Consider the following 21,196-nt stretch of genomic DNA (forward strand, 5'->3'; position numbering starts at 1 on the left):
ACGGCCCGCAGGCGGCACCACCGCCGGCGGGCCGTCGGGCTTTCCGGGCCGTCGGGTTCTCCGGGCCCCGCGCCGGGGACGGGACGGTCAGCGGTCCACCTGGGTGAAGTCCCAGGTGTGCGGGGGACGGGCGACCAGGGTGGCCGGCGGCTCGGGCAGCGACCGGGGGCTGCTGCGCCACTTCGAGATGACCACCACCCGGTGGTCGGTGGAGGAGAAGACCTCGCTGGACAGGTGCAGCGGATCGTGCTCGAACTCCGGCAACGCCGTCTCGCACACCCAGGTGATCAGGTCGGCGAAGCCGTACGACTCGGCCCGCGCCTCCCACATCCGTACGATCATGTCGGCACCTCCCCTCACACGCTGACCGTGGTCAGCGGCAACGCCGAGTCGGCGGGCAGGTCCAGCCGGCTCGGGCGTACCCCGGCGGCCACCAGGTGCGCCCCGAGCGCGGCGACCATCGCCCCGTTGTCGGTGCACAGCCCCGGTCGGGGCGTGCGGACCCGGATGCCGTACCGCTGCGCCCGTTGCTCGGCCATCGCCCGCAGCCGCGAGTTCGCCGCCACTCCCCCGCCGATGACCAGGGTGTCGATCCCGTGTTCCCGGCAGGCGGCCAGCGCCTTGCCGGTGAGCACGTCGCAGACCGCCTCCTGGAAGGCAGCCGCCACGTCGGCCACCGGCACCGGCTCACCGGCCCGCCGCCGCCCCTCCACCCAGCGGGCCACCGCCGTCTTCAGCCCGGAGAAGGAGAAGTCGTAGCGGTGGGCGACGAGATCCTTGGCGGCGGTCAGGCCACGCGGGAAGGCGATCGACGCCGGATCACCGGCCCGCGCCTCCCGGTCGATGTACGGGCCGCCCGGGAACGGCAGGCCGAGCAACCGGGCCACCTTGTCGAACGCCTCCCCGGCCGCGTCGTCGATGGTCGCGCCCAGCGGGGTCACCCCCCGGGCCAGGTCGTCGACGCGCAGCAGTGAGGAGTGTCCACCGGAGACCAGCATGGCGATCGCCGGCGCGGGCAGCGGACCGTGCTCCAGGGTGTCCACCGCGACGTGGGCGGCCAGGTGGTTCACCCCGTACACCGGCTTCTCGGCGGCCAGCGCGTAACCCTTCGCGGCGGCCACCCCGACCAGCAGGGCCCCGGCCAGGCCGGGACCGGCGGTGACCGCGATCGCGTCGATGTCGGCGAGGGTCACCCCCGCATCGCGCAGCGCCCGGTCCATGGTGGGCACGATGGCCTCCAGGTGCGCCCGGCTGGCCACCTCGGGCACCACCCCACCGAACCGGGCGTGTTCGTCCACGCTGGAGGCGAGCGCGTCGGCGAGCAGGGTGTGCCCGCGCACGATCCCCACCCCGGTCTCGTCGCAGGAGGTCTCGATCCCGAGGATCAGGGGTTCGTCAGCCATGGTCCGTCCCGTCCGCGCCCGGTTCCGCGTCGCGCCGCATGACCAGCGCGTCGGTGTTGCTCGGTTGGTAGTAGCCCCGCCGTACGCCGATCGGCTCGAACCCGTACCCCGCGTAGAGCCGCTGGGCGGGGGCGTTGTCGACGGCCACCTCCAGTAGGACGCTGCCGACCCCGCGCCGGGCGGTCTCCGCGAGCAGGTCCGCAAGCAGCGCCCGGCCGATCCCGCGCCGCTGGGCGTCCCGGCGGACCGCGATGTTCTGCACCCACGACTCGCCGTCCGGGTCGACGGCCAGGCCCGCGTAGCCCAGCAGCGACCCGTCGCCATCCAGGGCGACCCGGTAGTGGCGGCCGCTGGCCAGTTCGTTCCAGAACATCGCTGGCGACCACTGTTCGGGGCCGAACAGGTCCGCCTCGATCGGCATTACCTCGGCGATGTGCCACCAGCGGAACCGGTCGATGCGTACCGTCACGGGAGCACCGACTTGCGGCTGGTCGCCGCGACCGCGTCCGGCCGGCGCAGGTACAGCGGGGTGAGCGTCTCGCCGGGGGCACCCGCCCGGATCCGGGCGACGGCCAGGGCGACCAGCGCGGCGGCCTCGGGGTAGCGGGGTTCGGCGCGCAGCGGCAGGCCGAGCACGTCGGCGTAGCGGTGGGCGCCGTCCCCGACCGCCTCGGTGACGGCCAGTTCCCGGGCGCGGGCGGCGGCGACCGCCGGGGCGTCCACCTCCGGACCGACGATCCGCCGGCCGGTGCCGTCGTAGACCGCCCAGTAGACCTCCTTGCGCCGGGCGTCGGCGGCGACCAGCACCCGCTGCTCCGCCGGCGTGGTCGTGGAGGGCGTGGTGGGGTGGCCGATGCCGTCGAGCGAGCAGACGCCGTACGTGGGGATGCCGAGCACCTGGCCCATGGTGGCGGCGGTGACCAGCCCGACCCGGAGCCCGGTGAAGGGGCCGGGACCGAGCCCGGCGACGATCGCACCGAGGTCGGCCGGCCTGGCGTCGACGTCGGCGAGCACCGCCTCGACCTGCGGGGCGAGCAGTTCACCGTGGGCGCGGGCGTCGACCGTGCACCGGTGCGCCCGCAGCGCGACGCCGTCCGCCGTGACCTCGGCCAGCGCCGCGGTGACCGCGGGCGTCGAGGAGTCCACCACCAGTACGAGCACGGTAAGCCAGCCTAGCCGTCCGCCCGCGCCGCCCGGTCACACCCCGCCCGCTCGGCCCCTCGCCCCCGCATCCCGGTCTCTCGGCCCCCGCCTCTCACCCTTGCTTCCCGCCACGGGCCACGGGTCGTCATCGCCGAGGGTCCTCTCCCTGAGGCCGGTCACGGCCCGTCGGCGGCCGGACGGCCAGGTGGTAAGCCGATCGGGGTGGGGTGCGGTGTGCCGTGTGAAGCGGTATTCCTGTGGGTCATGAATATGACGGACAGGCATACCGCTCACCGCCATCACATCATCATGCCTGGATGACCGAGAGTAGTCGACTTGCCACGGAGATCTCCGCCCTGCTGCGCCGGGAACGCCATGCCGCCGCGCTCACCCAGCAGCAACTGGCGGACCGGGCAGGCACGAGTCAGAGCGCGGTGGCCCGCGTCGAGCGCGGTGGGCGGGTGCCGAGCCTCGACCTGGTCGAGCGCCTCTTCGCCGCCCTCGGCCGGCAACTCGCCGTCACCGCCGAGCCCCTCGACAGCCACCTCGACGCCGAGCTGGACGCACTGGCCGGGCGGTCGCCCGCCGACCGGATCGACGAGCTGGGGCTGGACCGGCTGCTCGACCGGCTGGGCGCGCTGCCCCACCTGCTGACCGGCAGCACCGCCGCGCTGCTCCAGGGTGCACCCGTACCCGTCGACGCGGTCGAGTTCGCCGTCCGGTGGTGCGACTCCGCCCGGTTCACCGCCTGGCTGACGGCCGCCTACGGGCAGCGCTGGAATGCCAGGTGGGGTGAGTTCGGTGGCCTGTACCTGGAACCGGAGGAGCCCGGCGAGCACCGCTGGATGACCCGGTACGGCGAGATCCGCGCGCAGATGTGCGACGAGTTCCCGGCGGCGATCGAGGTACGGCACGGGGAACGCAGCTACCGGGTGGTCCCGCTGGTCACCGTGGAGCTGACGGACCCGCGGGCCGCCGCACTGCTGCGCCGGCACCGGCAACGCGCCGCCGAGGGCCGCACCCCGGGCGTCGGCCCGGCCGCGCGGACCGGGCGGTGAGCGCCGCGCCGACGACGCCGAACGTCGTGCCCACCCCACCACGGTGCGGCACACCGCCACGCGCTGCCGCTGACCGCGACCACCGTGTACCGCCGACGTCAGCCGGCGGTACGCGGTGTGGACGGCCGCACGGATCAGCCGGCCGAGCGCTCCCAGTCGATCGGGGGCAGGCCGGCGTCGGCGAGGGCCTTGTTGGTGGCGCTGAACGGACGGCTGCCCAGGAAGCCACGCGGGTTCATCGGGCTCGGGTGGCCGGCCTCCAGCACCACGTGCCGGGGGTTGGTGACCAGGGCCGCCTTCTTGCGGGCGTACCCACCCCAGAGCAGGAACACCACCGGCTCGTCCCGGGCGTCCAGGGCCCGGATGGTCGCGTCGGTGAACTCCTCCCAACCCTTGTTGCCGTGCGAACCGGGGCTGGCCTGCCGGACGGTGAGCACCGCGTTGAGCAGCAGCACACCCTGCGCCGCCCAACCGTCCAGGTTGCCGCTGCGCGGCTTGGGCACCCCGAGGTCCTCGCTCAACTCCTTGAAGACGTTGCGCAGCGACGGCGGCACGGACACCCCCTCCCGCACGCTGAAGCTCAGCCCGTGCGCCTGCCCCGCCTTGTGGTACGGGTCCTGGCCGAGGATCAGCACCCGACACTGCTCCGGGCCGCACAGCCGGTAGGCGGAGAAGAGGTCCTCCTGAGGCGGGAAGACGGTCTGGGTGGCGTACTCGCGGGCCACGAACTCGGCCAGCGCCGCCGTCCGGGCCGGGTCCAGGTGCGGGGTGAGCACGGCACGCCACTCCTGCGGCAACAGCGCCAGCAGGTCGAGGGTGGGGGTGTCGTCGGGCATCGGCAACCTTTCACAACGAAGTCCCCGGCACTCTAGGCAGCGGGTACGACACCCCGCACCCCAGGGCCGGGTCAGCCCAGCGCGGTCAGGCGGTCCGCCCAGTCCCCGCCCACCGGCTCCAACTCGACCACCCGGGTGTCGTCGTCGCGCCGGTCGATGCGTACCCGCAGGTGGGTGTCGACGAGCTGCTCGACCAGCCCCTCGCCCCACTCGACCACGGTCACCGAGTCGTCCACCGAGGCGTCCAGGTCCAGGTCGTCGATCTCGGCGCGCGGGTCGGCGGCGTCACCCAGCCGGTACGCGTCGGCGTGCACCAGGGCCACCGTGCCGCCGCGCGCCGGGTCGGGCCGGTGCACCCGGGCGATCACGAAGGTCGGCGAGGTGACGTCGCCGCGTACCCCCAGGCCGGCGCCGAGACCCTGGGTGAGGGCGGTCTTGCCGGCCCCCAACGGGCCGGTCAGCAGCAGCAGGTCACCGGCGCGCAGCACCCCGGCGAGCCGGCGGCCGAAGGCGTGCGTGTCGTCGACCGTGGGCAACGTGACGCGCACGCTCACAACGCCTCCAGGAAGCGTTCCAGGGCCGCGTTGACCTCGTCGGCGTGTTCCAGCATCACCACGTGCCCACTGTCATGGATCTTGAGATATTCGGCGTGCGGCAGCCGGCGGACGATCTCGTCCGAGTGGACCACCGGCGTGATCATGTCCTTGTCGCCCACCACCACCAGCACCGGTGTGCCGCTCAGCGCGGCCAGCGCCGGGAACCGGGAGTGGGTGGCCAGGGTCCGCAGGTAGCGGGTCACCGTGTCGGCCGACGTGCGGGAGTTCATCCGTTCCACGTACGACACCAGGGCCGGGCTCGGTTTCGGGGTGCCGAAGCCGTAACGGCGGGTCAGCAGCCAGGCCACGTTGGAGGTGGACCTGCGGGCCCGGTCGATCACGATCCCGCCGTACCGGGTGGCGTTGTTCATCATGAACAGCACCGGCGAGCCGACCCGGCCGAGCAGGGCCGGCGCGACCAGCTTCGTCTCGGCGAGCAACCCGCCCGACGTGGCCATCAGCACCGTGCCGACCACCCGGTCACCGAACAACTCCGGGTACGCCTCGGCGAACGCCATGATGGTCATCCCGCCCATCGAGTGCCCGACCAGCACCAACGGCCCCTGCGGGGCGGTCGCGTCGATCACCCGGCGCAGGGTGTGCCCGAGCGCGGCGAGGTCGTACTCGCCGGTCTCCAACCGTCCCGACCTGCCGTGCCCCGGCTGGTCGTAGGCGACGATCCGGTGGTCACCGCGTTCGGCGAGCAGCTTGCGCTGGAAGTGGAACGTCCCCATGTCCAGGCAGAAGCCGTGCACCAGCACCACCGTCGGACGCCCCGGCACCGGCCGGGTCGGCTCGACCACCTCGACGTGGATGTCGGTGCCGTCCGGCAGCTCCAGCCGGTACGACTCGTCGTAGCGCTGCGCGCCGAAGTCCTCCCCGGCGTACGGGTCGGCGGGGTCGGCCTTGAGCCGGCGGACCAGGGCGCGTTCGGTGGCCACCCCGGCGGCCAGCCCGGCAGCGGCCACCCCCACCGCGGCCCCGACCACACCGGCGACCCTCCCGGCGGCGGTCCTCGGTCGGGGCACCCGGAACCGGCTGACCGCGCTCACGGCCGCTCACCGTCGTAGACCCGGGGCACCCGCACCCCGCCGAACCGGGTGACGATCTCGTAGTTGATCGTGCCGACCGCCTCGGCCCAGTCGTCGGCGGTGGGCGTCCCGTCGTCGCCGCTGCCGAACAGGGTCGCGACGTCACCGGCGGCCACCTCGTCCGCGCCGCAGTCGAGCACGAACTGGTCCATGCAGACCCGGCCGGAGATGGTCCGCCGCTTCCCGCCGAGCTGCACCGGACCCACGTTGGAGGCGTGCCGGGGCACCCCGTCGCCGTAGCCGAGCGGCACCACGGCCAGGTTCGCCTCCTCGACGGTGGTGTAGGTGTGCCCGTAGGACACGCCGGTGCCGGCGGGAACGCGCTTGGCGAGCATCACCCGGGCCCGCGCGGTCATCGCCCGGCGCAGCCCGAACTGCTGCCCGGCGATCGGCGACAGCCCGTAGACGGCGATCCCGGGTCGGACCAGGTCGAAGTGGGTGTCGGGGCGGGTCAGGGTGGCCGCCGAGTTGGCCAGGTGCCGGTAGCGCGGGCGCAGGCCGGCCCGCTCGACCATGGCCAGCCCCTCGTGGAAGACGGCCAACTGCCGGTCGGTGGTGGGGTGGCCGGGCGAGTCCGCGTACACGAAGTGGCTCCACACGCCGACCACCTCGACCAGGCCGTCGGCCTGGGCCTTCGCGGCGGCCTCCAGCAGGGTCGGCCAGTCGGCGACGGTCGCGCCGCCCCGGGACAGCCCGGTGTCGATCTTGAGGTGCAGCCGGGCCGGGCGGTCGGCGGCCCGCCCCGCCGCGACCATCTCGTCGAGCTGGGACAGGCTCGCGGCGGCCAGGTCCACCCCGGCCGCCACCCCCTCGTGCAGGGGCAGCCCCGGGTCGAGCAGCCACGCCAGCACCGGCACGGTGATCCCGGCCCGGCGCAGCGTCAACGCCTCGTCGAGGGTGCACACGCCCAGCCAGTCCGCCCCCGCGTCGAGCGCGGCCCGCGCCGACGGGACCATGCCGTGGCCGTACCCGTCGGCCTTCACCACCGCCATCAACTCGGCGCTGGTGCCCGACCGGAGCCGGGCCACGTTCTGACGGATCGCGTCCAGATCGACACGTACCTCGGCCTGCCACATACGCCCAGCCTACTGGCGTCGGTGATCACCCGGTCGGTGGACGCCGACCCGGGACGCCGACCCGCCCCGGTCAGAGCAGCGGGGCCGCCACCGTACGCAGTGCGGTCGCCACGTCCGGCGCGGTCACCGGGCCGCCCCGGGCCGCCTCCCGACCGGCCAGCCCGTGCAGGTACGCCGCGCCGGCCGCCGCCCGTTCCGGGGCCAGCCCGGCGGCGAGCAGCGAACCGAGCAGCCCGGCCAGCACGTCCCCGGTGCCCCCGGTGGCCAGCGCGGGACTGCCGGTCGGGTTGACGTACGCCCGGCCGTCCGGCGTGCCGACCACCGTGCGGTCCCCCTTGAGCAGCACCGTCGCATTCATCCAGGCGGCCAGCCGCAGCGCGGCGGCGACCCGGTCGGCCCCCGGTTCCTCGCCGCACAACCGGGTGAACTCCCGGTCGTGCGGGGTGACCACGATCGGCGCGTCCCGGTCCCGCAGCCTACCGGCGAGTGAACCGTCCACCAGCAGGGTCAACGCGTCTGCGTCGAGCACCACCGGCACCGGCGCGGCCAGCACCGCGCGCAGTTCCGCCCCGGCCTGCTCGTCGGTGCCCAGGCCGGAGCCGCAGACCCAGGCCTGCACCCGGCCGGCCCCGGCGACCCGGTCGGTGGCGATCACCGACGGGTGCTGTCGGACCACCTCGTCCCGGGCGCCACCGGCGTACCGGACCAGCCCGGTGGGGCCGGCCAGCGCGCCACCCACCGAGAGCACCGCCGCCCCCGGGTAGGTGCGCGACCCGGTGGCCACCCCGACCACACCCCGGCGGTACTTCTCCGAGGACGCGCCGGTGCGGGGCCACCAGTCGCGCACGTCCGACCACTGCGTGACCCGCAGCGCGGGGGTGCCGCGCAGCCACGGCCCGAGCCCGATGTCGACCAGCTCGACCTGCCCGGCCAGCGGGGCCGCCGGGCCGACCACCAGGGCCGGCTTGAGCGCGCCGAACGCCACCGTCACGTCGGCCCGCACCGCGCTGGGCCGGCCCGACCCGTCCGTCGGCACGTCGCCGGTGTCCACCGCCACCCCGCTGGGCACGTCCACCGCGACGACGGTGGCCCGGCCGCCGTCGCGGCCCCGCAACCCGGGCAGGCCGGCGACGAGTTCGTCGGCGGCGTCCCGCAGCCCGCCGGTGCCGCCGATCCCGACGATCCCGTCGAGCACCAGGTCGACCGTGGCGGGCGGGGCGTCGACCAGTCGTCCCCCGGCGGCCCGCAGCGCCGCCAGTCCGTCGGCGTGCGCCCGCCCGGGGGCGGTCGGCAGCACGGCGACCTGCGCGCCCCGGCGGGCCAGCCGCTCACCGGCGTACAACGCGTCGCCGCCGTTGTCGCCGCTGCCGACCAGCAGCAGCACCCGTGCGCCGTACACCCCGCCCCGGTCGGCGAGCAGCAGGGCGCACCGCCGGGCCAGCCCGGCCGCCGCCCGCTGCATGAGCGTCCCGGGGGGCACGGTGGCCATCAGGCCGGCCTCCGCCGCGCGTACGTCCGACACCCGCCACACCGATCTCATGCCACCCCCGTCTTCGCCGCCGGACGGCCGTCCCGCCCGTCCGGTCGGGCCCGTCCGCCGTGGTCGGGATCACCCTACCGGCGGTGGAGGCGGCAGATTAGCCACCGGCGTCGCGGCCGGCAAGACCTGTGGACAACCGGGGGGTACGACCACCGCCCGTCGTCCACAGGGTCCGCTGGCCGACCACCCCGCGACCTAACGTCGGCGGCGCGGTCACGGCGGTGGGCCGGGCGAGGGCGGGAGGCGGACGATGACGGACGAGCCGGTGCGGGTGGACCTGCCGGTGCTGCGGGCGACCGCCGGCGGGCTGACCGACGAGGCGTACGCGCTGGCCCGGGGGCTGGCGGGTCAGCCCGGTCTGGTGCTGTCCGCGCCGGGGTGGCGGGCCGGGGCCGCCCTGGCCGGGCTGGAGTCGGCGGTGCACGCCTGGCACGGGGTGCTCGGCGTCCGGGTCGCCGAGACCGGTACCGCGCTGCGCAACGCCGCCGAGGCGTACGTGGCGGCCGACGACCGGGCCGCCGGCCGGCTGGCCGGTCGACCCCGATGATCGGGTATGCCCAGCTCTGGGCCGCCTCCCCGAGCGACTGGGTGGCGGCGGGGGTGGCCTGGCGCGGGCTGGACGCGCCGGTCACCCGACGGCGGTCCGGGCTGGCCGAGCGGGCGGCGACGCTGCGGACGGGCTGGTCGGGCGGGGCAGCCACCAGGGCCGGCGGCCGGCTCGACGGGCTGCGCGCGGAGCTGGGCACCATCCTGCCGGCGCTGGTCGAGACCGATCAGGCGCTCGCCGAGTTCGCCGGTCGGCTACGGGTGGCCAAGGGCCGGCTGGCCGAGGCGGTGGCGCTGGCCGACCGTACCGGCGTGGCGGTCGACCGGCACGGCGGGTTGCGGGCGGTCCCGCCGACCTGGCGGGGCCCCGAGTCGGGTGTGCTGCCGGCCGGGGCGGGTGCGCGCCCCGCCCCGGCGGGCGGTGCCGGCACGGCCCACTCCCCCGGTCCCCGCGCCGGCACGGACGTGACCGGCGGGGGCGGCACCAGGAACGGGGTGGGGTCGCCGGCGGCGGTGGCCCAGGTGGCGGCGGCGCTGCGGGAGGCGCTGGTGCTGGCCGACGTGGCCGACCGGGAGGTCGCCGGCCGGCTGGCCGAGTTGACCGGGGCGGCCCGCACCGGCTGGGTGGAGCGGCCACCACCGGCCCGGCCGGCCGACGATGCCACCCCGGCGGCGGTCCGTGCCTGGTGGGACGGCCTCACCCCGGCCCAGCGGCGCTGGCTGGTGCTGCACGAGCCGGCCCGGATCGGCCCGCGCGACGGGGTGCCGGCGGCGGCCCGGGACCAGGCGAACCGGCTGCTGCTGACCGGGCACCGGGAGGCCCTGTCGGCCGAACGCCGAACGGCGTCGGCCAGCGGGTCGGGCGGGCGCTCCCGGCTGCGCCGGATCGACCGGGCGCTGGCCGCCCTGGACGGGCTCGCCGGACGACTCGCCGCGACGACGGGACCCCGGCCCTACCTGCTCGGGCTCGACCCGCGCGGCGACGGCCGGGCGATCGTCGCGCTGGGCAACCCGGACCGGGCCCAGCGGGTGCTGACCTACGTGCCGGGGATGACAAGTGACCTCGCCGACGTTCCCGGCGAGCTGGGTCGGGCCGCCCGGGTGCAGGACCGGTGCACCGCCCTCGCCCCCGGTGAGGAGACGGCGGCGGTGCTCTGGCTGGACTACGACGCCCCCGACTTCCTGCCCGAGGCGTCCTCACCGGCCCAGGCCCGGGACGCCGGGCCCGACCTGCACCGCTTCCAGGAGGGGCTGCGCGCCACCCACGACGGGCCGGCGGCCCGGCAGACCGTACTCGGACACAGCTACGGCTCGCTGGTGGTGGGCAGCGCCGCCCGCGACCACGGACTGGCCGCCGACGCGCTGGCCTTCGTCGGGTCACCGGGGGTGGGGGTGGACCGGGCCGGGGCGCTCGGCCTGCCACCGGGGCAGGTCTGGTCGAGCACCGCCGGCGACGACGTGATCCGGCTGGTCGAGCCACCCCGGGAGCTGGCCGGCCGGGCGGTGCTGGCCACCTCGCCGCTGGCCAGCGCCGCCTCGCTGTTCCGCCCGGACGACCATCGGCTGTGGTTCGGGCACGATCCGAGCGATCCGGGCTTCGGCGGCCGGACCTTCCCCAGCGGTCGGGGCGGTCACACCGGCTACTGGGAGCCCGACAACCCCGCCCTGGACGGGATGGCCCGGATCGTGCTGGGCCGGTGAGCGGCGTCCTACTCCACGGTGACCGACTTCGCCAGGTTGCGCGGCTGGTCCACGTCGTGCCCCCGGGCAGCGGCGATCTCGGCCGCGAGCACCTGCAACGGCACGGTGGTGACCAGCGGCGCGAGCAGGGTCGGCGTACGCGGCACGTAGATCAGGTGGTCGGCGTAGCGGACCACCGCCTCGTCGCCCTCCTCGGCGATCACGATGGTCCGGGCACCCCGGGCCCGGACCTCCTGGATGTTGGAGACGACCTTGTCGTGCAGCATGCCCCGGCCGACCGGCGACGGCACCACGCAGATCACCGGGGTGCCCTTGTCGATCAGGGCGATCGGCCCGTGCTTCAGCTCACCGGCGGCGAACCCCTCGGCGTGCATGTACGCCAACTCCTTGAGCTTGAGCGCGCCCTCCAGGGCCACCGGGTAGCCGACGTGCCGGCCGATGAACAACACCGTCGGCTCCGACTTCAGCTCCCGGGCCAGCTCCCGCACCGGCTCGATCCGGTCCAGCAGCTCCCGCAGTTTGCCCGGCATCTCCTGGAGCTGGGCCACCACCGCGCCGACCTCGTCGGCGAACTTGATCCCCCGCACCTGGGCCAGGTGCAGGCCGATCAGGTAGCAGGCGACCAGCTGGGTGAGGAACGCCTTGGTCGAGGCGACGGCGATCTCCGGGCCGCCGTGGGTGTAGAGCACCGCGTCGGACTCGCGCGGAATGGTGGAGCCGTTGGTGTTGCAGATGGCCAGCACCCGGGCCTTCTGCTCCTTGGCGTGCCGCAGCGCCATCAGGGTGTCCATCGTCTCGCCGGACTGCGAGATCACCACGATCAGGGTGGACCGGTCGAGCACCGGGTCGCGGTAACGGAACTCGCTGGCCAGTTCCACCTCACAGGGAATGCGGGTCCAGTGCTCGATGGCGTACTTGGCGACCATGCCCGAGTGGTACGCGGTGCCGCAGGCCACGATGAAGATCTTGTCGACGTCGCGCAGGTCCTGGTCGCTGAGGCGGACCTCGTCGAGGGCGATCTCCCCGGTCTCGGTGAGCCGGCCGAGCAGCGTGTCCGCGATGGCCTGCGGCTGCTCCTCGATCTCCTTGAGCATGAACCAGTCGTAACCACCCTTCTCGGCGGCCGAGGAGTCCCAGTCGATGTGGAAGTCCTTGCCGGTGGCCGGCTGGCCGTCGAAGTCGGTGATCTCGATGCTGTCGGCGGTGATCAGCACGAGCTGGTCCTGGCCCAGCTCGACCGCCTCGCGGGTGTGCTCGATGAACGCCGCCACGTCGCTGGCCAGGTAATTCTCCCCGTCACCCCGGCCGACCACCAGCGGCGAGTTACGCCGGGCGCCGACCACCGCACCCGGGATGGCGGCATCGACGGCGAGCAGGGTGAACGCGCCCTCCAACCGGCGGCACACCACCCGCATCGCGGCGGCGAGCAGCTGCGGGCCGTCGGTGCCACCGGCCGCCCGCAGCTCGGCGAGCGCGTGGGAGAGCAGGTGGGCGGCGCACTCGGTGTCGGTGTCGCTGGTGAACTGGACGCCGTCGTCCTCCAGCTCGGCGCGGAGCTTGGCGAAGTTCTCGATGATGCCGTTGTGGATCACGGCGACCCGGCCGTCGGGGGCCACGTGCGGGTGGGCGTTACGGTCGGTCGGGCCGCCGTGGGTGGCCCACCGGGTGTGGCCGATGCCTGTGGTGCCGTCGCCGATGCCGACCGGGCTGGCGGCGCAGTCGTCGGGGTTGGTGGCGGCCCGCTCGGAGAGGACCTTCTCCAGGTTGGCCAGTTTGCCGGCCTTCTTCTCGGTGAGCAGCTCGTCGTCGCAGACGATCGCGACCCCGGCCGAGTCGTATCCCCGGTATTCCAGCCGCCGCAATCCGTCGAGCACGATGCCGAGCGCCGGGCGCGCGCCGGCGTAACCCACGATTCCACACATGGTTCGCAGCCTAACCCAGTTTCGCTCACCTCGTGTGCGCGGAAGCCGGGCAAACGATCACCGAATTTGAGCGATCGGGCGGTGACGGGCGGCAACCGGACGACCGTCACCCCCGTCCGGACGTACGGGGTTGCGGGTGGCCCGCCGGTACGTCAGTCTCTCGGCGACCCCTGGAACGTCCCTGGGACGGCCCGTACGCCCCTTTCCTCCTCTTCCGTCCCCGGAGCAGCGATGTCCGACACGCCACCCCCCAGCGATCCCGCGCCCCCACCCGGCGACCCCGCTCCCGCAGCCAGCGGTTCCACGCCTGCGGCCGGCGATCCCGCTCCTGCGGTCGGCGGCCCGACACCCCAGGCGTCCGGCGACCCGGCTCCCGGGCCCGCCGGCACCACAGGCCCGTCCGCGTGGGCCCCGCCGGACCCGCTCGCGGTCCCGCAACCCTGGGCGGCCCCCGCCCCCTGGGTCCACGGATCGACACCCGACCCGACCGGCCACCCCTCCAGTGCCGTCCACCCCGGCCCGGCCGGCTCTGCTCCCCCCGGCCCGCACGGGTCGACCTACCCCGGCGCGCAGGCCGATCCGCCAGCCGCCGTCGATCCGTCCGGCACGCCCGCCGCTTTCGGCGACTGGTCCGCCGCGAACCCCGGCGGTCCCCCGCCCGTCGGATGGCCCGGCGCGGCACCGGCAGCCTGGCCCGGCGCAGCCGGTGCACCACCCGGCCACGGCTGGCCGCCGCCGGGGTACCCGCCGCCGTTCGCCCACCCCGGCTACCCGCCGTCGGGCGGGCGGACCAGCGCCGGCACGGTGGTGGGCATCGTGGTCGCCGTGATCGCGGTGCTCACCCTCGTCGGCTGCGCCTGCTTCTGCGGGGGCGGCGCCCTGCTCGACGGGATCGGGTCGGACACGTCGACCGAGGACCCCTACGGCCGGGGATACTACGACGACGAACCCGAGCCGAGCTGGAGCCCGCCGCAGCCGTTCCAACCCTCCGCCCCCGCCACCCGGCCCGCCGACGGTCCCGGCCGCTACCCGGTGACGTACGAGGTGACCGGCACCGGCCCGGTGGACCTCCAGTTCTACGACGGCGACGGCTACTTCATCCAGCAGGAGAAGGTACGGCTGCCCTGGCGGATGGCGCTGCGTACCGACGATCCGAACCGGGTGCTGGTCACCGCCGCCCGCTCCGACGGCAACCCGGGCGGGTTCCGGTGCGCCACCACCGTCGGCACCCGGCCCCGGGTCACCGACGTGGCCGGTCCGGACGACTGGCGGGTGCAGTGCCACGCCAACCCGATCCGCTGACCACGACGGATCACCGGCAGCACGCCGGGGCAGCCCGGGAAGCGGCTCAGGAGCAGCGCGGGAAGCCGGAGCAGGGGCAGCAAGGCCGGATCAGCGCGGGAAGGCGGATCAGGGGCGGAAAGGCGGTGACGAGCCCTGGTGGCAGGGGCGGTCCCGGGCCGTAGGCTGACGGGCGTGACGACACCGACCGATGTCGACCCGCTGGTGGCCCGGATGCGTCCGTTCGGGACGACCGTCTTCGCGGAGATGTCCGCGCTCGCCGTCCGGACCGGTGCGGTCAACCTGGGCCAGGGCTTCCCGGACACCGACGGGCCGCCGGAGATGCTGGCCGCCGCCGCCGAGGCGCTGCGCTCCGGGCACAACCAGTACCCGCCCGGTCCGGGGGTGCCCGTGCTACGTCGGGCCGTCGCCGCGCACCAGCTCCGCTTCCACGGCCTGACGTACGACCCCGACGGCGAGGTGATCGTCACCGCCGGGGCCACCGAGGCGATCGCCGCCAGCATCCTCGCGCTCTGCGAACCGGGTGACGAGGTGATCTGCTTCGAGCCGTACTACGACTCGTACGCGGCGTCGATCGCCCTGGCCGGGGCGGTACGGCGGCCGGTGACGCTGCGCCCCGGCGACGACGGCCGCTACGCCTTCGACCCGGACGAGCTGCGGGCCGCGTTCGGGCCGCGTACCCGGCTGGTGCTGCTGAACTCGCCGCACAACCCGACCGGGAAGGTCTTCACCGCACCGGAGCTGAACCTGGTCGCCGACCTCTGCCGGGAACACGACGTGTACGCGGTCACCGACGAGGTGTACGAGCACCTCGTCTTCACCGACGCCGCCGCCGCGCACCTGCCGCTGGCCACCCTGCCGGGGATGTGGGAACGCACCCTGCGCATCTCGTCGGCCGGCAAGACCTTCTCCTGCACCGGCTGGAAGGTGGGCTGGGTCAGTGGGCCCGCCCCGCTGGTGTCGGCGGTGCTGCGGGTCAAGCAGTTCCTCACCTACGTCAACGCAGGGCCGCTGCAACCGGCGGTCGCCGTGGCGCTGGCCCTGCCCGACGACTACTACACCGGTTTCCGCGACAGCCTCCAACGGCAGCGGGACCTGCTGATCGGTGGCCTGACCGACGCCGGTTTCGCGGTGCTCACCCCGGAGGGGACGTACTTCGTCACCGCCGACATCACCGACCTCGGCGGTCGGGACGGGCTGGAGTTCTGCCGTTCCCTGCCGGAACGCTGCGGTGTGGTGGCGGTACCCACCCAGGTCTTCTACGACGACGCCGAGGCCGGCCGGCGGCTGGTCCGGTTCGCCTTCTGCAAGCGCCCCGAGGTGCTGACCGAAGCCGTCACCCGGCTACGCGGGCTTTCCGCCACACGCTGACCACCGGGGCCGGCGGGCGGGAGACCCGACATCGGTCAGCCGGCGGGGCTGGCGGTGCGGACCTGCTCGGCGATCCGTTCGGCCACCGACCGGGCGGTCTCCTCGGTGCCGGCCTCGACCATCACCCGGACCAGCGGTTCGGTGCCCGACGGGCGCAGCAGCACCCGACCGGTCTCCCCCAGCTCGGCCTCGGCCCGTTCGACCTCGGCCGTGACGGCGGGCGCGGTGGCACCGACGGTACGGTCCCCGACCGGCACGTTGATCAGCACCTGCGGCAGCTTGGTGACCACGGACGCCAGCTCGGCCAGGGACCGGCCGGTGGCGGCCATCCGGGCCATCAGGTGCAGGCCGGTGAGCACCCCGTCGCCGGTGGTGGCGTGCGCGGGCATGACGAGGTGTCCGCTCTGCTCACCGCCGAGGGCGAGGCCGGAGGCGCGCAGCTCCTCCAGCACGTACCGGTCGCCGACCTTGGTCTCGACCAGCCGGATGCCCTGCGCGGACATCGCCAGCCGCAGGCCGAGGTTGCTCATCACGGTGGCGACCAGGGTGTCCCGGGTCAGCTCGCCGGCGTCGCGCAGGGCCAGCGCGAGGATCGCCATCAACTCGTCGCCGTCGACCTCCTCGCCGTTGGCGTCGACCGCGACGCAGCGGTCGGCGTCGCCGTCGTGGGCGAGGCCCAGGTGCGCGCCGTGCTCGACCACGGCGGCCCGCAGGCCGTCGAGGTGGTTGGAACCGCACTCGTCGTTGATGTTGAGGCCGTCCGGCTCGGCGTGGATCGCGATGACCTCGGCACCGGCCTCCCGGTAGGCCACCGGGGCGACCTCGGCGGCGGCGCCGTTGGCGCAGTCGACCACCACCTTGATCCCGTCGAGGGGGTGCGGCACGGTGCCGACGAGGTGCTGCACGTAGTGGTCGGCACCGTCGAGCAGGTCGTGCACCCGACCGACCCCGGCACCGACGGGACGGTCCCAGGCGGTGGTGGCGTTGGCCTCGACGGCGGCCTCGATCCGCAGCTCGATCTCGTCGGGCAGCTTGTGCCCACCGGCGGCGAAGAGCTTGATCCCGTTGTCCGGCATCGGGTTGTGCGAGGCGGAGAGCATCACGCCCAGGTCAGCCTTGGCCTCGGCGGTCAGGAACGCCACGGCGGGGGTGGGCAGCACGCCGACCCGCACGACGCTGGCCCCGGCGCTGGTGAGGCCGGCGACCACCGCGGCCTCCAGCATCTCGCCGCTGGCCCGGGTGTCCCGGCCGACGACGGCCAGGGGCGGGTGGCTGCGGTCCGACTCGGCCAGTGTGTGCGCGGCGGCCACGGCGACCGCGAGCGCCAGTTCCGGGGTGAGGTCGACGTTCGCCCGCCCGCGTACGCCGTCCGTGCCGAACAACCGACCCATACCCGCCAACCTCCGGTGCGACTGCGATGAGTGGAGCAAACGGAACGGCCGGGCCACCTCCCCGCTGGGGGAGGCGGACCCGGCCGTCCGTCAGAAGTACAACGCGCTGTCGGTGATCAGCGCTTCGAGTACTGGGGTGCCTTACGGGCCTTCTTGAGACCGTACTTCTTGCTCTCCTTGACCCGGGCGTCCCGGGTGAGGAAGCCGGCCTTCTTCAGGGCCGGGCGGTCGTCCGGCTCGTTGACGATCAGCGCGCGGGCGATGGCCAGCCGCAGCGCACCGGCCTGGCCGGTGGTGCCGCCGCCACGCAGGTTGGCGATGACGTCGAACGCCTCGGGCTTCTCGGCGGTGACCAGCGGGTCCTTGATGAGCTGCTGGTGCACCTTGCTCGGGAAGTAGGCCTCGAGGTCGCGGCCGTTGCAGGTGATCTTGCCGCTGCCGGGGACGATGCGGACCCGGACGATGGCCTCCTTGCGGCGGCCGACGGTCTGGATCGGGCGGTCACCACGCGGCGCGCGGGCGACGGGCGCGGGCGCCTCGGTGGCCTCGGGGGCTTCCGCGGCAACCTCGGTCTCGGTGATGTCGGTCATGCTGTTTCCTTCGCCCTCGCTCACTGCGCGATCTGCTTGATCTCGAACGGCACCGGCTGCTGCGCCAGGTGCGGGTGCTCGGCGCCGGCGTAGACCTTCAGCTTCTTGATCAGCTGACGGCCCAGCTTGTTGTGCGGGAGCATGCCCTTCACGGCCAGCTCGATCGCCCGCTCGGGCCGCTTGGTCAGCAGCTCCTCGTAGCCGACCTGCTTGAGGCCGCCCGGGTAACCGGAGTGCCGGTAGGCGACCTTGGTCTGCCGCTTGTTGCCGGTCAGCGCCACCTTGCCCGCGTTCACGATGACGACGAAGTCGCCCGTGTCGACGTGCGGCGCGAAAGTCGGCTTGTGCTTGCCGCGCAGCAGCGTGGCGGCGTGGGTGGCCAGGCGGCCCAGCACGACATCAGAGGCGTCGATAACGTGCCACTGACGCTCGATCTCACCCGGCTTCGGGCTGTACGTACGCACAGGTCTACCTTGTCTCGTCGTCGGTCTGGGGTCGCGCGCCGAGGTGACCAGAGGCTTCCCGGCCGGACCAGCGCGCACGAACGACCAAGCGTACCTGAGCGGCACGCCTCTGGATGTCGTACAACAGCAGGCAACGATACCCGCCGCCCCGTCAGCTGGTCAAAACGGGGGGTAGACCGGTGTGGCCTGCGGTTTTCCGCATGACCAGGGTCACACCCCGGTGAGCCTGCCCGAGCCGGGCCGCAGGTAGACCGTCCAGGTCACCGCGAAGCAGAGCGCGTACCACCCGATGAAGGCCAGATAGGCGGCCTCGGCGTTGCCGGAGGTGAGGAAGGACTGCCGGAAGGCGACGTTCACCAGCACCCCGCCCGAGGCACCGACCGCTCCGGCGATGCCGATCAGCGCCCCGGAGAGCCGCCGGGCCCGGCGCTGCGCGGCGACCGGGTCACCGGTCAGTTCCGCCTCGGCCGTCGCGCGGGCCCGGAAGATCGCCGGGATCATCTTGTACGTGGAGCCGTTGCCGATGCCGGAGAAGACGAACAGCGACAGGAACCCGGTCAGGTAGAGCGGGAACGACCGCTCCCGGGCGGCGAAGAGCACCAGGCTGGCGCCGACGGCCATCGCGACGAAGTTCCAGAAGGTCACCCGGGCCCCGCCGAGCCGGTCGGCGAGCTGCCCGCCGACGGGCCGGATCAGCGAACCGATCAGTGGTCCGAGGAAGGTCAGCCAGGCCGCGTCGACCGGGGTGGGGAAGCGCTCGGCGAACTGGAGCTGGAGCACCTGGCCGAAGGCGAAGCCGAAGCCGATGAAGGAGCCGAAGGTGCCCACGTACAGCAGGGACATCACCCAGGTGTGCCGGTCGCGGGCGGCCTCGCGCAGCGCGCCGGGCTCGTTGTGGGCGTCCGGGATGTTGTCCAGCCAGCGGGCGGCGGCGAGCGCGGCCAGCACGATCAGCGGCAGGTAGACCGCCGGCACCAGCCGGGGGTACGCGGCCCCGGCGGTGGCCAGCACCGCGAGCCCGACCAGTTGCACCGCCGGTACGCCGAGGTTGCCGCCGCCGGCGTTGAGCCCGAGCGCGCGGCCCTTGAGCCGGTCGGGGAAGAACAGGTTGATGTTGGCCATCGACGAGGCGAAGTTGCCGCCGCCGACCCCGGTCAGGCAGGCCAGCACCATCAGCGTGGTGTAGGACACCCCCGGCTCCAGCAGCACCGTCATCGGCACCGCCGGCACGAGCAGCAGCAGCGCGCTGACGATGGTCCAGTTCCGCCCGCCGAAGCGGGCCACGGCCAGGGTGTACGGCAGCCGCAGCACCGCGCCCAGCGCGGCCGGCACGGCGGTGAGCAGGAACTTGCCCGCCGGGTCGATCCCGTACGCCGGGCCGAGGAAGAGCACGGTGACCGACCAGAGGCTCCACACCGAGAAACCGACGTGCTCGGCGAAGATCGACACCCAGAGGTTACGGCGGGCGATCGGCGCTCCGGTCGTCCGCCAGAAGGTGGGGTCCTCGGGCCGCCAGTCGTCGAGCCGGTGCCGGCGTCCGGCGCCCCGGGCGGTCGGCTGCTCGACGGCGGTGGACGGATCGACCTCCGGCGGCGCGTCGACGGCGCCCGCCGGGTCGACGGCGGAGTTGCTGCTGCTGGCGAGCGTACTCACGGCGATTCCTCCTCATCGATGTGAAGAGGGATGCTAGGCAGGGCCGGTTTCCCGGTGGTGGCCCGGCTGGGTCGTTCCGGAAACGGGAACCGCACGTCGCCCGGCGACCTGCCGTGAGGTGGTCAGAGTTCCTGGAGGATGCGCAGCGCGCGGTTCACCCGCTGCATGGTCTCGGTGTCGGCGATGTCCACGCACTCGGTGAACCACTTCTTCATCGGCGCGGACAGCCGGTCGGGCATGACCACGTTGCCGCCCATCGGAACGGCGAGCGGGGAGTCCCGCAGCAGCGCGGTCTCGACCACCTCGGCGACGATCACGATCGGCACGTCGGTGGAGTTGTAGACGTCGGAGCTGATCACCAGGCCGAGCCGTTCCCGGGCGCCCTCGATGCGCCAGACCTCTCCCCTACGCAGCACGCGGGCGACCACCGAAGAGCACGTCGGCGACCATCCCCACCTCGCTGGCGTCGGCGAGGGCGGCGGACTCCAGGTCGAGCCCGGCCCGGCCGACCGCCTCGGCGTGTGCGGTGAAGACCTCCCGCAGGGCCTTCTCCCGGGCGGCCTGGTCCATCCAGGCGGAGAGGGACAGCCCCTCCCGCTTGGCGAACCGGCGGGCCTCCTCGATCGTCTCGTCCGAGAACGAGAGGGTCACCTTGGCAGTCATGCCGCCGATCCTACCCCCGGTATGACCGTCGGTCATCCCCGTCCTCCCGACCGCCGCCCGCGACGGCCAGGGTCAGGCCGGGCGGTGCCCGCCGAAGACGGCGAACCGCCACGCCTTGTAGAAGCAGTCCACGTCGACCAGGCCGGCGTCGGCCAGCCACCGGCACTGGTCGGCCACCGACGCCGGACGGTCGTGCCGCATCCGCTCCCGGGCGGCGGCGATCTCGTCGGCGTCGGAGCCCCGGGCGGCGGTCTGCGCCAGCCAGACGTCGTCGTACCGACGGTCCAGGGTCGGGGTGGGGCCGGCCACCTGCTCGGCGTTGACGAACACCCCGCCGGGGACGAGCGCGTCGGCCGCCCGCCGGTAGAGGGCGCGTTTGCCGCCGTCGTCGAGGTGGTGCACGGCCAGGGCGGAGACCACCGCGTCGTACCGGCCGACGGGCAGCGGGTCGGCCAGGTCGGCCACGACGGTGCGGTGCGCCACCCCCCGGGCGGTCAGGCCGTCGGCGGCCACCGCGAGCATCCGCGCCGCCCCGTCGACCAGGGTCACCCGCACCCCGGGCAGCGCCGCGGTGAGCAGCAGCGAGAACAGCCCGGTGCCGGCGCCCAGGTCGAGCACCTCGGGGGTACGACCGGCGGCGAGCGCGGCCCGCAGCGGTGGGGCCGCCACCTCGACGGCGGTGCCGTAGAAGTCGTCGAAGCAGGGGACGAGCCGGCGGCGGGCCTGATCGTAGGAGCCCGCCACCGCATCGAAGGCCGCCGTCACGTCCACGATCCACACCTCTCACATATTAGGAAAGTTGTCTCATATTATAGACCCCACCGTCCGGTCCGGTGCCCCCGTGCGGTGT

At 74.2% G+C, this 21,196-nt stretch carries 22 protein-coding genes; 5 read left to right on the plus strand and 17 right to left on the minus strand.

Annotated features, from left to right (window positions below):
* Positions 1–87: 87 nt before the first annotated feature.
* From ACN261_RS04720 to tsaB, 4 genes are read right to left on the minus strand one after another with little or no spacing between them, the layout of a single operon-like run.
* Positions 88–342 (minus strand): hypothetical protein, encoded by a 255-nt coding sequence (locus ACN261_RS04720; protein WP_204924907.1) that lies wholly within the window; start codon positions 340–342, stop codon positions 88–90.
* Between the two features lie 14 nt (positions 343–356).
* Positions 357–1,403, minus strand: coding sequence for a tRNA (adenosine(37)-N6)-threonylcarbamoyltransferase complex transferase subunit TsaD (tsaD, locus tag ACN261_RS04725; RefSeq protein WP_421484110.1), 1,047 nt, complete (start codon positions 1,401–1,403; stop codon positions 357–359).
* Entirely contained in the window at positions 1,396–1,824 is a 429-nt protein-coding gene (gene rimI / locus ACN261_RS04730; protein ID WP_421486926.1) for a ribosomal protein S18-alanine N-acetyltransferase, read from the minus strand. The genes tsaD and rimI overlap by 8 nt, the downstream gene beginning before the upstream one ends.
* Before the next feature lie 44 nt (positions 1,825–1,868).
* Positions 1,869–2,564, minus strand: coding sequence for a tRNA (adenosine(37)-N6)-threonylcarbamoyltransferase complex dimerization subunit type 1 TsaB (gene tsaB, locus ACN261_RS04735; protein ID WP_425848611.1), 696 nt, complete (start codon positions 2,562–2,564; stop codon positions 1,869–1,871).
* Between the two features lie 299 nt (positions 2,565–2,863).
* Between tsaB and ACN261_RS04740 the strand changes: the two genes are divergently transcribed.
* Positions 2,864–3,604, plus strand: coding sequence for a helix-turn-helix domain-containing protein (locus ACN261_RS04740; RefSeq protein WP_421484113.1), 741 nt, complete (start codon positions 2,864–2,866; stop codon positions 3,602–3,604).
* Between the two features lie 134 nt (positions 3,605–3,738).
* Here the strand turns inward: ACN261_RS04740 and ung are convergent, their stop codons facing one another.
* From ung to ACN261_RS04765, 5 genes are all read right to left on the minus strand, one after another.
* Entirely contained in the window at positions 3,739–4,440 is a 702-nt protein-coding gene (gene ung / locus ACN261_RS04745) for a uracil-DNA glycosylase (RefSeq protein ID WP_421484115.1), read from the minus strand.
* Between the two features lie 71 nt (positions 4,441–4,511).
* Positions 4,512–4,994, minus strand: coding sequence for a tRNA (adenosine(37)-N6)-threonylcarbamoyltransferase complex ATPase subunit type 1 TsaE (gene tsaE / locus ACN261_RS04750; protein WP_421484116.1), 483 nt, complete (start codon positions 4,992–4,994; stop codon positions 4,512–4,514).
* Positions 4,991–6,088: an alpha/beta fold hydrolase gene (locus ACN261_RS04755; RefSeq protein ID WP_421484117.1), complete on the minus strand. Its 1,098-nt coding sequence runs from the start codon at positions 6,086–6,088 to the stop codon at positions 4,991–4,993. Before ACN261_RS04755 ends, tsaE begins: the two co-directional genes overlap by 4 nt.
* Entirely contained in the window at positions 6,085–7,203 is a 1,119-nt protein-coding gene (alr, locus tag ACN261_RS04760) for an alanine racemase (protein WP_421484119.1), read from the minus strand. Before alr ends, ACN261_RS04755 begins: the two co-directional genes overlap by 4 nt.
* A gap of 70 nt (positions 7,204–7,273) precedes the next feature.
* Positions 7,274–8,743, minus strand: a complete 1,470-nt coding sequence (locus ACN261_RS04765) for an NAD(P)H-hydrate dehydratase (RefSeq protein WP_421484120.1) — start codon at positions 8,741–8,743, stop codon at positions 7,274–7,276.
* Between the two features lie 250 nt (positions 8,744–8,993).
* Between ACN261_RS04765 and ACN261_RS04770 the strand changes: the two genes are divergently transcribed.
* Positions 8,994–9,290, plus strand: a complete 297-nt coding sequence (locus tag ACN261_RS04770) for a hypothetical protein (RefSeq protein WP_421484121.1) — start codon at positions 8,994–8,996, stop codon at positions 9,288–9,290.
* Positions 9,287–10,990, plus strand: a complete 1,704-nt coding sequence (locus tag ACN261_RS04775) for an alpha/beta hydrolase (protein WP_421484123.1) — start codon at positions 9,287–9,289, stop codon at positions 10,988–10,990. Before ACN261_RS04770 ends, ACN261_RS04775 begins: the two co-directional genes overlap by 4 nt.
* An 8-nt stretch (positions 10,991–10,998) precedes the next feature.
* On the opposite strand, the gene glmS is transcribed toward ACN261_RS04775, so the two are convergent.
* Positions 10,999–12,912, minus strand: coding sequence for a glutamine--fructose-6-phosphate transaminase (isomerizing) (gene glmS, locus ACN261_RS04780; protein ID WP_204924896.1), 1,914 nt, complete (start codon positions 12,910–12,912; stop codon positions 10,999–11,001).
* Between the two features lie 804 nt (positions 12,913–13,716).
* On the opposite strand from glmS, the gene ACN261_RS04785 reads away from it, so the two are divergent.
* Both ACN261_RS04785 and ACN261_RS04790 read left to right on the plus strand, forming a co-directional pair.
* Positions 13,717–14,214 carry a hypothetical protein gene (locus ACN261_RS04785; RefSeq protein WP_425848616.1) on the plus strand — a complete coding sequence of 166 codons (498 nt, stop codon included), beginning with the start codon at positions 13,717–13,719 and terminating at the stop codon, positions 14,212–14,214.
* A gap of 174 nt (positions 14,215–14,388) precedes the next feature.
* Positions 14,389–15,585 (plus strand): pyridoxal phosphate-dependent aminotransferase, encoded by a 1,197-nt coding sequence (locus ACN261_RS04790; protein ID WP_421484127.1) that lies wholly within the window; start codon positions 14,389–14,391, stop codon positions 15,583–15,585.
* Positions 15,586–15,620: 35 nt separating this feature from the next.
* Here ACN261_RS04790 and glmM read toward each other — a convergent pair whose 3' ends face one another.
* From glmM to ACN261_RS04825, 7 genes are all read right to left on the minus strand, one after another.
* Positions 15,621–16,976: a phosphoglucosamine mutase gene (glmM, locus tag ACN261_RS04795; protein ID WP_421484129.1), complete on the minus strand. Its 1,356-nt coding sequence runs from the start codon at positions 16,974–16,976 to the stop codon at positions 15,621–15,623.
* A gap of 116 nt (positions 16,977–17,092) precedes the next feature.
* Positions 17,093–17,566, minus strand: coding sequence for a 30S ribosomal protein S9 (gene rpsI / locus ACN261_RS04800; protein ID WP_421484131.1), 474 nt, complete (start codon positions 17,564–17,566; stop codon positions 17,093–17,095).
* A 20-nt stretch (positions 17,567–17,586) separates the two neighbouring features.
* A complete protein-coding gene (rplM, locus tag ACN261_RS04805; protein ID WP_088647410.1) occupies positions 17,587–18,030 on the minus strand; it encodes a 50S ribosomal protein L13 in 444 nt (147 codons plus the stop codon).
* A gap of 210 nt (positions 18,031–18,240) precedes the next feature.
* Entirely contained in the window at positions 18,241–19,683 is a 1,443-nt protein-coding gene (locus ACN261_RS04810) for a nitrate/nitrite transporter (protein WP_421484132.1), read from the minus strand.
* Between the two features lie 122 nt (positions 19,684–19,805).
* Positions 19,806–20,111, minus strand: coding sequence for a type II toxin-antitoxin system PemK/MazF family toxin (locus ACN261_RS04815; protein ID WP_204924891.1), 306 nt, complete (start codon positions 20,109–20,111; stop codon positions 19,806–19,808).
* Complete coding sequence (locus ACN261_RS04820; protein WP_088647412.1) at positions 20,089–20,346, minus strand: DUF6364 family protein; 258 nt, start codon at positions 20,344–20,346, stop codon at positions 20,089–20,091. Before ACN261_RS04820 ends, ACN261_RS04815 begins: the two co-directional genes overlap by 23 nt.
* Positions 20,347–20,418: 72 nt before the next feature.
* Complete coding sequence (locus tag ACN261_RS04825) at positions 20,419–21,126, minus strand: class I SAM-dependent methyltransferase (RefSeq protein WP_421484133.1); 708 nt, start codon at positions 21,124–21,126, stop codon at positions 20,419–20,421.
* Positions 21,127–21,196 lie beyond the last annotated feature (70 nt).

It is taken from the genome of Micromonospora sp. WMMD723 (assembly GCF_049863385.1).
Taxonomy (GTDB): Bacteria; Actinomycetota; Actinomycetes; order Mycobacteriales; family Micromonosporaceae; genus Micromonospora; species Micromonospora wenchangensis.

What these genes read in the sequence shown, in the direction of transcription:
- ACN261_RS04720 (WP_204924907.1), bottom strand. Translation starts at nt 342, where the DNA reads ATGATCGTACGGATGTGGGAGGCGCGGGCCGAGTCGTACGGCTTCGCC.
- tsaD (WP_421484110.1), bottom strand. Translation starts at nt 1,403, where the DNA reads ATGGCTGACGAACCCCTGATCCTCGGGATCGAGACCTCCTGCGACGAG.
- rimI (WP_421486926.1), bottom strand. Translation starts at nt 1,824, where the DNA reads ATGCCGATCGAGGCGGACCTGTTCGGCCCCGAACAGTGGTCGCCAGCG.
- ACN261_RS04740 (WP_421484113.1), top strand. Translation starts at nt 2,864, where the DNA reads ATGACCGAGAGTAGTCGACTTGCCACGGAGATCTCCGCCCTGCTGCGC.
- ung (WP_421484115.1), bottom strand. Translation starts at nt 4,440, where the DNA reads ATGCCCGACGACACCCCCACCCTCGACCTGCTGGCGCTGTTGCCGCAG.
- alr (WP_421484119.1), bottom strand. Translation starts at nt 7,203, where the DNA reads ATGTGGCAGGCCGAGGTACGTGTCGATCTGGACGCGATCCGTCAGAAC.
- ACN261_RS04765 (WP_421484120.1), bottom strand. Translation starts at nt 8,743, where the DNA reads ATGAGATCGGTGTGGCGGGTGTCGGACGTACGCGCGGCGGAGGCCGGC.
- ACN261_RS04770 (WP_421484121.1), top strand. Translation starts at nt 8,994, where the DNA reads ATGACGGACGAGCCGGTGCGGGTGGACCTGCCGGTGCTGCGGGCGACC.
- ACN261_RS04775 (WP_421484123.1), top strand. Translation starts at nt 9,287, where the DNA reads ATGATCGGGTATGCCCAGCTCTGGGCCGCCTCCCCGAGCGACTGGGTG.
- glmS (WP_204924896.1), bottom strand. Translation starts at nt 12,912, where the DNA reads ATGTGTGGAATCGTGGGTTACGCCGGCGCGCGCCCGGCGCTCGGCATC.
- glmM (WP_421484129.1), bottom strand. Translation starts at nt 16,976, where the DNA reads ATGGGTCGGTTGTTCGGCACGGACGGCGTACGCGGGCGGGCGAACGTC.
- rpsI (WP_421484131.1), bottom strand. Translation starts at nt 17,566, where the DNA reads ATGACCGACATCACCGAGACCGAGGTTGCCGCGGAAGCCCCCGAGGCC.
- ACN261_RS04820 (WP_088647412.1), bottom strand. Translation starts at nt 20,346, where the DNA reads ATGACTGCCAAGGTGACCCTCTCGTTCTCGGACGAGACGATCGAGGAG.